The following is a 12283-nucleotide window of genomic DNA, read 5'->3' on the forward strand; positions in this document are numbered from 1 at the left end:
CCCCGGCTGGTGCTGCTCGGGGCCTGTGGCTGCGGCTCGGGCTGCGGCTGTGGCTGCCAGTCGGGCGCGCCCTGCCAGTGCGGAGGCTGCTGCGGCTGACGGAGAACAGAGGAACAGAGGAACAGAGGAAGAGCAGAAGGGGCCTCGCACTCCCGCGCCCGCGGGGCCCCGCCCGCTAAGGAAGACCCCCCGCGCCCGCGGGCCCCGCCCTCCGGAGAAGCCCCCGCGCCCCCTGGGCCGTTCGTCTCAGGCCGTCTCCGTCGCCGTCACCACCGACGGTGCCGAGGACGACGCTGCTGAAGACGAGGACGTCTGTACGTCCGCGTGCTCGCCCGTGACCAGGTACACCACCCGCTTCGCCACCGACACCGCATGGTCCGCGAAGCGCTCGTAGTAGCGGCCGAGCAGCGTCACGTCGACCGCCGTCTCGATGCCGTGCTTCCACTTCTCGTCCATCAGGTGCTGGAAGAGCGTGCGGTGCAGCAGGTCCATCTCGTCGTCGTCCTGCTCCAGCTGCATCGCCAGATCGACGTCCTTGGTGATGATGACCTCGGCCGCCTTCGCCATGAGGCGCTGTGCGAGCTGGCCCATCTCCAGGATGGTGGCGTGCAGGTCGTGCGGGACGGCGCGGTCCGGGAAGCGGAGCCGGGCCAGTTTGGCGACGTGCTGGGCGAGGTCGCCGCTGCGCTCCAGGTCGGCGCTCATCCGCAGCGAGGTGACGACGATCCGCAGATCGGTGGCGACCGGCTGCTGCCGGGCGAGCAGGGCGATGGCCCGCGCCTCCAGGTCGTGCTGCAGATCGTCGACCTTCTGATCGGCGGCGATCACGCTCTCGGCGAGCTTCAGGTCGGCGTCGAGCATGGCCGTGGTGGCGCGCCCGATCGCCGACCCGACAAGGCGGGCCATCTCGACCAGGCCCTCGCCGATCGAGTCAAGTTCCTCGTGGTACGCGTCACGCATACGAACGTTCCCTCTCTCTACGTGAGGCTCTCCGTGGAGCTCCGTCTCTACGTGAGGCTCTCCGTGGAGCTCCGTGGGGCCGCGTCAGCCCCACGCTCCCACGTTCGGACCCGTACGCGTCCGGATCCGGCACCCCAAGTGAACCGGTCCCGTATCCAAGGTGAACTCTGGGCGACGAGTGTTCGAGCTACCACTCGGACGGCTGTGGAGGACCCGGCCGGGCCGCATATCGTTGAAGACATGGACGTGAACGCGGCGGTCGCCGCAGCGGCAGCGATCGCCGGAGTGTGTACCGGTGTCATCGCCATGCTGGCGTTCCGCTGGAGCGAACGCGAACAGAAACGCCCCACCCGAACCTCCCTGCACACGGACCCGGTCCTTCCGCCCGGCGTCGACACGGTCCTCTCCGTGCTGCGCTCCTCCGCCGTCGTCCTCGACGAGGCGGACAGCGTGGTCAAGGCCAGCTCGGCGGCGTACGCGCTCGGTCTCGTACGCGGCGGGAAGCTCGCCGTCGAGCCGATGCTGCAGATGGCCCGCGACACCCGGCGCGACGGCGAGATACGCCAGGTCGAGCTGGACCTGCCCCGGCGCGGTACCGGACGCGGCGACGCACTCGCGGTCTCCGCCCGCGTCGCCCCGCTCGGCTCCCGTCTGGTGCTGCTCCTCGTCGAGGACCTCACCGAGGCACGGCGTATCGAAGCGGTACGACGCGACTTCGTCGCCAATGTCAGCCATGAGCTCAAGACGCCGGTCGGCGCTCTCTCCCTGCTCTCCGAGGCCGTCATGGACGCTTCCGACGACCCCGAGGCCGTCGAGCGGTTCGCCGGGCGCATGCAGATCGAGGCGACCCGTCTGACCAGCCTCGTCCAGGAGCTCATCGACCTCTCCCGGGTGCAGAACGACGACCCGCTGGAGGACGCCGAGCCGGTCCGCGTCGACGAACTCGTCGCCGAGGCCATCGACCGCTGCCGCCAGCCCGCCGCCACCAAACAGATCACCATGGCCGCCGGCGGCACCGCCGACCTGCAGATCTGGGGCAACCGCGGCCAGCTCGCCGCCGCTCTCGGCAACCTTGTCGAGAACGCCGTCAACTACTCACCCGCGCGCACGCGCGTGGGCATCGCCGCACGGCAGGTGGCCGCGCCCGGCGGCGATCTCATCGAGGTCGCCGTCACCGACCAGGGCATCGGCATATCCGACAGGGACAAGGAGCGCATCTTCGAGCGCTTCTACCGCGTCGACCCGGCCCGCTCCCGCGCCACCGGCGGCACCGGCCTCGGCCTCGCCATCGTCAAGCACGTGGCCGCCTCGCACGGCGGGGAGGTCACCGTGTGGAGCTCGGAGGGGCAGGGCTCCACGTTCACCCTGCGGCTGCCCGAGGCGGCCGCGACCAGTACCCCGCGCAAGCCCCGAGCTTCCTCCGGCCCCACCGACGTACGCGACGAAGACGACGCACCCGGGTCCGACCGCACCACCCCCGCCTACGAATCCATCCCCGCCGCCCCGGAGGTCCTTCCGTGACCCGAGTGCTCGTCGTCGAGGACGAGGAGTCCTTCTCCGACGCCCTGTCCTACATGCTCCGCAAGGAGGGCTTCGAGGTCGCCATCGCGGCCACCGGGCCCGACGGCCTGGACGAGTTCGAGCGCAACGGCGCCGACCTCGTCCTGCTCGACCTGATGCTGCCCGGCCTGCCCGGCACCGAGGTCTGCCGCCAGCTGCGCGGCCGCTCGAACGTGCCGGTCATCATGGTGACCGCCAAGGACAGCGAGATCGACAAGGTCGTCGGCCTGGAGATAGGAGCCGACGACTATGTCACCAAGCCGTTCTCCTCGCGTGAACTGGTCGCCCGCATCCGCGCCGTCCTGCGCCGCCGCGGCGAGCCCGAGGAGGTCGCCCCGCAGGCCCTGGAGGCGGGCCCGGTCCGCATGGACGTGGACCGGCACGTCGTCACGGTCTCCGGCTCCAAGGTCGACCTGCCGCTCAAGGAGTTCGACCTGCTCGAAATGCTGCTGCGCAACGCGGGGCGCGTCCTGACCCGGATGCAGCTCATCGACCGGGTCTGGGGCGCGGACTACGTCGGCGACACCAAGACCCTGGACGTCCACGTCAAGCGGCTGCGCGCCAAGATCGAGCCGGACCCGGGCGCCCCGCGCTACCTGGTGACGGTGCGCGGCCTCGGCTACAAGTTCGAGCCGTAGGCCGACCCGGGCCACACACACGTCTGAGGGCGGGACCCGATCCCCGGGGCCCGCCCTCAGACGTGCGTGCGTGTGCGTACGTACGGCCTCAGTGGCCGGCGGAGTCCGTCTGCTCGCCCGCCGCACCGCTGCCGGCCGCCGAGTTCGACGGGGACGCGGAGTTCGACGCGCCCGCCTCCGGCGAGGAGCCGGTGCTCGCGGACGACGAGGCGGACGTGGACGGCTTCGCGCCCTCGTTCGGCGTGGCCGGCGCCTTCGTCGGGCCCCACTTCTCGAAGTAGCTCTCGGCCGGCACGACGAAGCCGCGCAGCTTCACGTCACCGGTCTCGCTGAAGCCGAACGTGATCAGCTGGGCGTTCCCGTCGAGGACCGCGGCGTCGCTGTTGGGCAGCTCGGCGGAGGCGTTGTCCTTGCCGCCGAGGACGACCGAGCCACCGGCCGGAACCGTGATCTTCGAGCCGCCCTTGGCGCCGGTCAGCTTGGCGGCCGTGTCGACGCCGTCCAGCTTGACGGAGTCGAGGGTCTGGGCGGTCGAGCCGTTGTTGAAGAGCGTCGCGGTGACGACGGCCGGGCCGTCGGCCTCACGGTCCGGCTGCGTGATGACCGTGGCGTTCTGGATCTTGATGTCGCCGACGGCGGTCGCGGCGTTGTCCGGCTTGACCTCGAGTGTCTGGGCGTTGTTGCCGGCACCGCACGCGGCGAGCGAGGCGATCGAGAACGCGATGGCGGCGGCGGCGAGGGCGCCGCGTCGAAGGCTGCTGCTCACGGCGGCGGCATCTCCTTGAACGTGGGCGAAGCGGACGGCATCCACGGGGTGTAAAGCCGTCCTAAGGGACTGTCAGCGGCCTTAGGTTACCGAGCCGTTCCCGGGTCGCCGCACCCGACCCGCCCCTAGGGCCTCGCAGGCGACCCCGGTCAGCCGCATGGGGCGGTGTCTCTCGCACGCCCCCGTTCACCATTCACATAACGTTCCGCGCGCCCTTGTACCCGCGCGCGTGAGGATTTCCCGTAAGGAATGCATGGCGGTCCGGAAAAACGATCACCCGATGGTGGGAATGCCGGGGAATCACGGCGGGGTGACGTAGATCAAATTCCCTGTTCGGAGGGAATCGGCTCGAACGGACCTCTGTGACCCCGAACGGAGTAGCGGAACTTCGACGCTTCGAACTAGACAAAACGGGATGTTCTTCCCCTCCTGCCCCTGTTCCGGCGTCTGTGACGCAGATGTTTCAGGCCCGCCGGACAGCCGCTCCGACCTGCGAATACCGTGCTCCGCTACCCCTCCGCAGCACGTTCCTGTTGTTGTTGTCAAGCCCCGAGATATGCCCTGACCTGCGAAAACGCCATTCAGAACCCGCCGTTTCCGTGTTACCCTGGATAGCCACGGAAGGGGTACCTGTCACATGACGTTCAAGGTTGGCGACACCGTGGTCTATCCCCATCACGGGGCCGCGCTGATCGAGGCTATCGAAACTCGCCAGATCAAAGGCGTGGACAAGACCTACTTGGTGCTGAAGGTCGCCCAGGGCGACCTGACGGTACGTGTGCCAGCGGACAATGCGGAGTTCGTCGGCGTGCGTGATGTGGTCGGTCAGGACGGGCTCGACCGGGTCTTCGAGGTACTGCGCGCGCCGTACGCCGAGGAGCCCACGAACTGGTCGCGCCGTTACAAGGCAAACCTGGAGAAGCTCGCCTCTGGCGATGTCATCAAGGTCGCGGAAGTCGTGCGTGACCTGTGGCGTCGTGAGCGTGAGCGCGGACTGTCCGCGGGTGAGAAGCGCATGCTCGCCAAGGCTCGCCAGATCCTGGTGAGCGAGCTCGCTCTCGCGGAGAACACGAACGAGGACAAGGCCGAGGCCCTGCTCGACGAGGTTCTCGCGTCCTGATGCGCACAGCCTGACGCGGCACCGTCTGATTCAGCTCTGAGTCAGCACAGCCTGGTCAGGCGACAGCCGTCGCGCAGAACAATGCCGTGGTGCCCGATGACCCTGATGGTGTCGCCGGGCACTGCGGCATGTTCGTACCCCTCTATATTTCTGTGGGTGTGCCGGGCCCTGACAGCTGGCTCGACCAGTGTCACGGAAGGGTCCGGTCAAGAAGTCGCGCCCGACACGATGTGGCCATACCCACCACCCCCGAGCGTACAAACCTGAACGGAAGCGATGTCTGACGAAACGCGTCCCGTCGCCGGTGGCGCCCGCACCGCGGCCGTGATTCCGGCCGCCGGACGGGGCGTACGCCTCGGTCCTGGCGCCCCCAAAGCGCTCCGCACGCTCAACGGCACACCGATGCTGATTCACGCCGTCCGTGCCATGGCGGCGTCCCGTTCCGTCTCCCTCGTCGTGGTCGTCGCGCCGCCGGACGGTGCCGCCGAGGTCAAGACGCTGCTCGCCGATCACGCGCTCCCCGGGGGTGCCCCCAGCGGGAGCTGGGGGAGGACCGACGTCGTCGTCGTCCCCGGCGGCGAGACGCGCCAGGAGTCCGTGAAGCTCGGGCTCGACGCGCTGCCCGCCGGTATCGACATCGTGCTCGTGCACGACGCGGCCCGGCCGCTCGTCCCGGTCGACACCGTCGACGCGGTCATCGAGGCCGTCCGTGACGGGGCGCCGGCCGTCGTCCCGGCGCTGCCGCTCGCCGACACGGTGAAGGAAGTCACGCCGACGACCGACGGCTCGCCGGAGCCCGTCGTCGCCACGCCCCCGCGCGCACGCCTGCGCGCCGTGCAGACGCCGCAGGGCTTCGAGTACGCCACGCTCGTCCGCGCCCACGAGACCGTGAAGGACGACGTCACCGACTGCGCCGGGATGGTCGAGAAGCTCGGCCTCCAGGTCGTGCTCGTGCCCGGCCACGAAGAGGCGTTCAAGGTGACCCGGCCGCTCGACCTGGTCCTCGCCGAGGCCGTGCTCGCCCGCAGGAGGGCCAACGATGGGTTCTGAGCAGCAGGTGACCGGGCACGTGGTGCTGCCGCAGGTCGGTATCGGGACCGACATCCACGCCTTCGAAGAGGGGCGCGAGCTGTGGTGCGCCGGGCTGAAGTGGGAGGGCCAGGGCCCCGGGCTCGCCGGGCACTCCGACGCCGACGTCGTCGCGCACGCCGCGTGCAACGCGCTGTTCTCGGCCGCCGGGCTCGGCGACCTCGGGCAGCACTTCGGCACCGGCCGCCCCGAGTGGTCCGGCGCGAGCGGCCTGACCCTGCTCGCGGAGGCCGCGCGCATCGTGCGGGAGGCGGGTTTCGTCATCGGGAACGTGGCCGTGCAGGTCGTCGGTCCACGCCCCAAGATCGGCAAGCGGCGCGACGAGGCGCAGAAGGTGCTCTCCGAGGCGGCCGGGGCGCCGGTCTCGGTCTCCGGGGCGACGACCGACGGGCTCGGCTTCCCCGGGCGCGACGAGGGCCTCATGGCGATCGCGACCGCGCTCGTGGTGCGGGACCCGGCCGCATAGATCCAGGTCACCCAAGCCCTGACCGCCTTACTGCACATGGGTTGCAGTTAGAGTGGACCTGCAGATGTCGGTCGTCGCGAAGGCAGTGTCAGGCAATGGGTGAGTACGAGATCCGCGCGGCCGGTGACGGCGACGTGGGCGGAGCCCGCGCCGTCATGCTGGACACCGTCTACCGCGACCTGCGCTCCGGGTACGTGCCGCGCTGGCACGCCGACATCATCGACCCGGCCACCGCCTATCTGCGCCCCGAGCGCTGCACCCTGCTCGTCGCCGAGCACGTGGCGAGCGGGGAGATCGTCGCCACCGGCGCGGTGCGCGACCGCGGGCCCGCCTCGCCGCCCAACCCGCGCTGGGTCGCCGACCGCTTCCCCTCCGGCTCCACCGCCCAGCTCTGCCGCATCTACGTACGCCCCGGGCACCGCCGCAACGGCCTCGCCCGCGCCCTCGTACGCGAGCTGACCGACTTCGTCGCCGCGGCCGGCGGCTACGAGCGGCTCTATCTGCACACCGACCCGGCCGTGCCCGGCGCCGAACCGTTCTGGCGCTCCCTCGCGCACGAGGTCTGCGACGAGCGGGAACTGCCCGGCGGCGGACAGGGCATCGTCCACTTCGAGCTGCCGCTGCCCGCGCCCGTGGCCGTCCCCGCCCGGTGATGCGCCGCCGCGGCTTCCTCCTCGCGGCGGCCGGGGCGGGGCTCACGAGCGCCTGCTCCTCGTTCACCGGTACCGCGCGCGGCGGCCGGATCGCCGTCGACCTCGCCTTCGCGCCGACCCAGGGCCTGTCCCCGTACGGCGACGACGGGCTGCTGCTCAGCCGGCTCGCCGTCGTCGACGGGCTCACCCGCATGGACACCGACGGGGTCATCCATCCGGCGCTGGCCGCGAAGTGGACCCGTACGAACGCCACGACCTGGGAGTTCGCGCTGCGGGACGCCCGGTTCCAGGACGGCGGGCGGGTCACCGCCGACGCCGTCGTGGGGGCGCTGCGGGCCGCCGGGCGGGCCGAGGTGAAGCCGCGCGTGCTCAGTGACGTCGAGCTGACGGCGCGGGCGGCGGGGGAGCGAACCGTGCGGATCACGACCGGGACCGAGGATCCGCTGCTGCCCGCGCGGCTCGCCAACCCGTCCCTGGCGGTCTTCTCCCCGGCCGCGTACGGCACGAAGGGCGAGGTCGATCCCGGCGGGCACGCCACCGGGCCCTTCACCCTCACCCGCCTCGACGGCGCCGTCTCCGCGACCCTCGACCGCTTCGACGGGCACTGGCGCGGCAAGGCGGCGGCGCGCGGGGTCGACGTGACCTTCGTCGCCGACAACAACGCCCGCGCCAACGCGCTGCGCTCCGGACAGATCGAGCTGGCCGAGTTCGTCCCCGCCGCGCAGGCGCTCGTCCTCGGCGACCGGGCCCGCAAGGTCGCCACCGTCCGCACCACCACCCTCTACCTGAACACCCGGACCGGACCGCTCGCCGACCCCGGGCTCCGGGCCGCCGTACGCGCGAGCGCCGACACGTCCGCACTGGCCAAGAGCGTCTACGAGGGCTATGCCGAGCGCGCCACCGGGCTGCTCGGGCCCGGATTCGCCTGGGCCGACGGCCGGCAGCTCCCCGTCACCGGGCGCGCGCGGGCGGCGACACCGCGCGGGCAGCGCCTCACCCTCGCCACGTACACCAACCGGGCCGAGCTGCCCGAGGTGGCCGCCGCGCTCAAGGAGCAGCTCGGGCGGGCCGGGTTCGACGTGCGGCTCGTCGTCAAGGACTACGCGCGCCTGGAGTCCGGGGCGCTCGACGGCGACTACGACGCCTTCCTCATGTCACGCTCCACCGCGCTCGACACCGGCGACCCGGTCTCCTACCTCGCCTCCGACTTCACCAGCGGCGGCAGCTTCAACATCTCCCAGCTCGGCGACCCGGCCGTGGACGCCGCCGTGCGCGCGGCCGCCGTGCTCGACGGCACCGCGCGGCAGCGGGCCGTGCTCGCAGCCGAGGCCGCGATCCTGCGCACCGACGCGGCCGTGCCCGTCGTCCACGAGGAACACCTCCAGGGCGTCGGCGCCGGGGTGCGCGGAACCGTCCTCGACCCCTACGAGCGACAGTTCGTCGGTCTGGAGACCCGCGCCCGATGAGACACGTGAACGTCGTCGCCGGACGCGTGGCGGCGGCGGGCGGCCTGCTCCTGCTCACCGCGCTGCTGCCCTGGCTGACCCGCACCGACCCGGCACTCACCGTCCTGCACGCGCGGTACGGCGACGCGCCCACGACCCCGCGCCAGCTCGCCGAGGTGCGCGGGCAACTCGGGCTCGGCGACGGCCCCTTCACGTTCCTGGGGCAGTGGGTGCGGGGTGTCGTCCACGGCGACCTGGGCTCCTCCTGGGTGACCGGCGCCGACGTCGGGGCGGACGTCGACGCCGCCTTCGGGGTCTCCCTGTCGCTGATGGCGTACGCGATGGTCGTCGCCGTCGTCCTGGCCGTCGCCCTGTGTCTGCCGACTCTGCGGCGCGGCACCACCCGTACCCGGCCGCCGAGCGGGGTCGGCGCCGGGGTGCTCGCCGCGCTCCCCGAGTTCCTGCTCGCCTCCGTCCTCGCGACGCTGTTCGCCGTACGGCTCGGCTGGTTCCCCGCGCAGGGCTGGCAGTCGCCCGCGTCCGCCGTGCTGCCCGCGCTCGCGCTCGGCATCCCCGCCGGGGCGGTCCTCGGGCGGCTCGCGCAGGACGCGCTGCCCGCCGCGTTCGCCGAACCCTGGGTGCGGACCTGGCGGGCCAACGGGATGCCGCGCGCCCGCATCGCCCGGCACGCGGCGCGCCGCGCCCTGCCCGCCGTGCTCCCGCAGGCCGGGCTCACGGTCGTCGGCCTGACCGGCGCCGCGGCGGCCGTCGAGGCGGTCTTCGCCATCCCCGGGCTCGGCGGCACGGCGGTCGCCGCGGCCCTCGACCTCGACCTGCCGCTCCTCCAGGGCTGCCTCCTGTTCCTGCTCGCGCTGGGCGTGGCGGCTGCCGTGGTCGTCGGCCTGCTGCGCCGATGGCTGCTCGGGCCCGCGCTGAAGGCGGGCGCGCTCCCCGGCCTGGCCCGGACCCCCGGCGGCGGACGCGCACGGCTCCACGCGGCCGGAGCCCTGGCCGCCGTACTCCTCGCCGTGATCGTCTGGGGCCTCACCCGGGACGCCCTCCACGTCGACCTCGCCGCGCGCCTCGCACCGCCCTCGGCCGCGCACCCGTTCGGCACGGACGCGCTCGGCCGCGACGTGCTCGCCCGGCTCGGCCACGGCGCCCTGCGCACCCTGGCCGTCGCGGCGGCGGTCTGCGCGGCGTGCTTCGTCGTCGGCGTCGCGCTCGGCCTCGCCCGCTGGACCAAGGGCCTGACCGAGGTCGCCAACGCCATGCCCGCCATCCTCGCCGGGCTCCTCGTCACCGGCCTCTTCGGAGCGGGCCTGACCGGGGCGGCCGTCGCCGTCGCGGCGGTCGGCTGGGCGCCGCTCGCCGCGCACACGGCGGCCCTCGCCGAGACGGAACGGGCCTCGGGCCACGTGGAGGCGGCGCTCGTCTACGGCGCCGGCCGGTGGCACATCCTGCGCCACCACGTCCTGACCGGCGTCCTCCCGCAGGTGGCCCGCCACGCGACACTCCGCCTGGCCCCCACCACCCTGGCCCTCGCCTCCCTCAGCTTCCTGGGCCTGGGCACCCAACCGCCGACCCCGGAATGGGGCCGCCTCCTGATGGAGAACCTCCCGTACGCGGAACGAGCCCCGTGGTCAGTACTGACCCCGGCCTTGGCCCTGGCCTGCGTAGGCGCCTGCTTGGCACTGGCGTCCAATGCGGCCCCCCAGGGGCGCGGGGAACGGCGCGCCCAGCCACGACGGCGCAGCACTCGGCAGCCAACCGAACCAGCCACGGCGACAACCCCGTGAGTACAAACCGCCTCCACCTCCGCGACACCCCGCCCTACCTCCGCCTGCTCACCACAACTCAGCTCGCCTTCAACATCGGCTTCTACGCCGTCCTGCCCTACCTGGCAGCCCACCTGACCGACAGCCTCGCCCTGGCCGGGTGGGCCGTCGGCCTGGTCCTCGGCCTGCGCACCTTCAGCCAGCAGGGCCTGTTCATGATCGGCGGCGCCCTGACGGACCGCTTCGGCCCCCGCCCGGTGGTGCTGGCAGGCTGCACCCTCCGCATCGCCGGATTCGTATGGCTGGCCTTCGCCGACACCACAGCCACGGTCATCGCGGCGGTCGTCCTCGTCGGGTTCGCCGCCGCGCTGTTCTCCCCGGCCGTCGAGTCGGAGACGGCCCGCGAGGCCGTCGCGCACGAACGCGCCACCGGCGTCCCCCGCGCCCAGATCCTGGGCCTCTTCTCGGCCGCGGGCCAGGCGGGCGCCTTCCTCGGCCCGCTGCTCGGCACGGCCCTGCTGTTCGTGAGCTTCCGGGCGGCGTGCCTGGCGGGCGCGTGCGTGTTCGTGGCCGTACTGATCGGACATGCCCGCCTGATGCCGCGCAGGGAGCCCAGCAAGGCGGCGACAGGCGACGGGCCGACCGGCGGAGCCCTCCGCGCGGTCTTCTCCCGCCCCCGCTTCCTCGCCCTCTGCCTCGCCTACAGCGGCTACCTCATCGCCTACAACCAGCTCTATCTCGCCCTCCCCGTCGAACTGACCCGCGCCACCGGCTCCCAGGACGGGGTCGGCGCGCTGTTCGCCCTGTCCGCGCTGCTCGTCGTCGGGGCGCAGCTGCCCGTCACCCGGTGGGCCGCCGCCCGGCTCGCCCCGCGCACCGCGCTCACCGCCGGGCTCGTCCTCGTAGCGCTCGGATTCCTGGCGGTCGCCTGGCTGCCAGGGCAGGGCGCGTACGTGTACCTCCCCGCCGGGGTCCTCGTCATCCTGCTCACTCTCGGCCAGATGCTGCTCGTGCCCGCCGCGCGCGGCCTCGTCCCCGACCTGGTCGACGCCCGCCACCTCGGCCTGGCCACCGGCGCCCTGTCCTCCGTCTCCGGACTCGCCGTCCTGGGCGGCAGCGCGGCCACGGGCGCGCTCCTGTCGCTGCCCGCCCCCGCCCTGTGGACGGCGCTCGCGGTGGTGCCGCTGGCGGCGGCGGGAATCGGCCGACTTGTGACATCGGGGCACTCCGGTCACGTAAATGCCGCACAGCCGCATGGTGTTGGCGCAGGATCGGGTAGGCGATCCCCGTCACCGTCCGCCCGCACCAAGGAGTGAGCCCATGTCCGCCCATCTGTCCGACGAGCTCAAGGCGCTGCTCGACACCAAGGTCTTCATCAACGTCGCCACGATCCAGCCCGACGGCAGCCCCCAGGTCTCGCCGGTCTGGGCCAAGCGCGACGGCGACGACGTCCTGTTCTCCACGACCGTCGACCGCCGCAAGGAGAAGAACCTGCGCCGCGACCCGCGCGTGACGGTCCTGGTGCAGCCCGCCGACAACCCGTACACGTACGCCGAGATCCGCGGCACCGCCGAGATCACCACCGAGGGCGGCCAGGAACTCATCGACGAGCTGTCCCTCAAGTACACCGGCAAGAAGTACGCGGAGTTCAACCCGGCCTCCGCCCAGGACGGCGAGCGGGTCGTCGTGCGGGTCCGCGCGCGCAAGGTCGTGGGCGGCCTGTAGGGGGCCCGTGTCCTCGTTCCGGCCCGGCCGGGGTGATGACACGGGCCGTGACACCGTCGGGCCCATGGCACCCCTCCGGGCCC

At 72.5% G+C, this 12283-nt stretch carries 12 protein-coding genes; 10 read left to right on the forward strand and 2 right to left on the reverse strand.

From position 1 onward, the window contains the following. Positions 1-246: 246 nt before the first annotated feature. Positions 247-960, reverse strand: a complete 714-nt coding sequence (gene phoU, locus C1N81_RS25690) for a phosphate signaling complex protein PhoU (protein ID WP_394432896.1) — start codon at positions 958-960, stop codon at positions 247-249. A gap of 240 nt (positions 961-1200) precedes the next feature. Here phoU and C1N81_RS25695 point away from each other — a divergent pair, with 240 nt between their 5' ends. Next, positions 1201-2481, forward strand: a complete 1281-nt coding sequence (locus C1N81_RS25695) for a sensor histidine kinase (RefSeq protein WP_394432898.1) — start codon at positions 1201-1203, stop codon at positions 2479-2481. After that, positions 2478-3158: a response regulator transcription factor gene (locus C1N81_RS25700; RefSeq protein WP_018527980.1), complete on the forward strand. Its 681-nt coding sequence runs from the start codon at positions 2478-2480 to the stop codon at positions 3156-3158. The genes C1N81_RS25695 and C1N81_RS25700 overlap by 4 nt, the downstream gene beginning before the upstream one ends. 88 nt (positions 3159-3246) lie before the next feature. On the opposite strand, the gene C1N81_RS25705 is transcribed toward C1N81_RS25700, so the two are convergent. After that, on the reverse strand, positions 3247-3924 hold the full coding sequence (locus C1N81_RS25705) for a DUF461 domain-containing protein (protein WP_394432900.1): 678 nt from the start codon (positions 3922-3924) through the stop codon (positions 3247-3249). Between the two features lie 637 nt (positions 3925-4561). On the opposite strand from C1N81_RS25705, the gene C1N81_RS25710 reads away from it, so the two are divergent. From C1N81_RS25710 to C1N81_RS25745, 8 genes are all read left to right on the forward strand, one after another. Beyond that, positions 4562-5044, forward strand: coding sequence for a CarD family transcriptional regulator (locus tag C1N81_RS25710; protein WP_003953493.1), 483 nt, complete (start codon positions 4562-4564; stop codon positions 5042-5044). A 276-nt stretch (positions 5045-5320) separates the two neighbouring features. Next, positions 5321-6094, forward strand: coding sequence for a 2-C-methyl-D-erythritol 4-phosphate cytidylyltransferase (gene ispD / locus C1N81_RS25715; protein WP_394432902.1), 774 nt, complete (start codon positions 5321-5323; stop codon positions 6092-6094). Beyond that, complete coding sequence (gene ispF, locus C1N81_RS25720; RefSeq protein ID WP_394432904.1) at positions 6084-6599, forward strand: 2-C-methyl-D-erythritol 2,4-cyclodiphosphate synthase; 516 nt, start codon at positions 6084-6086, stop codon at positions 6597-6599. The genes ispD and ispF overlap by 11 nt, the downstream gene beginning before the upstream one ends. Positions 6600-6694: 95 nt before the next feature. After that, a complete protein-coding gene (locus tag C1N81_RS25725; RefSeq protein ID WP_394432906.1) occupies positions 6695-7252 on the forward strand; it encodes a GNAT family N-acetyltransferase in 558 nt (185 codons plus the stop codon). Continuing rightward, positions 7252-8718 (forward strand): ABC transporter substrate-binding protein, encoded by a 1467-nt coding sequence (locus tag C1N81_RS25730; protein ID WP_394432908.1) that lies wholly within the window; start codon positions 7252-7254, stop codon positions 8716-8718. The genes C1N81_RS25725 and C1N81_RS25730 overlap by 1 nt, the downstream gene beginning before the upstream one ends. Further along, positions 8715-10496: an ABC transporter permease subunit gene (locus C1N81_RS25735; protein WP_394432910.1), complete on the forward strand. Its 1782-nt coding sequence runs from the start codon at positions 8715-8717 to the stop codon at positions 10494-10496. The genes C1N81_RS25730 and C1N81_RS25735 overlap by 4 nt, the downstream gene beginning before the upstream one ends. Further along, entirely contained in the window at positions 10493-11791 is a 1299-nt protein-coding gene (locus C1N81_RS25740; RefSeq protein WP_394432912.1) for an MDR family MFS transporter, read from the forward strand. The genes C1N81_RS25735 and C1N81_RS25740 overlap by 4 nt, the downstream gene beginning before the upstream one ends. 4 nt (positions 11792-11795) lie before the next feature. Then, a complete protein-coding gene (locus C1N81_RS25745) occupies positions 11796-12200 on the forward strand; it encodes a PPOX class F420-dependent oxidoreductase (RefSeq protein ID WP_394432914.1) in 405 nt (134 codons plus the stop codon). Positions 12201-12283: the final 83 nt, after the last annotated feature.

Source organism: Streptomyces sp. SGAir0957, from assembly GCF_043523415.1.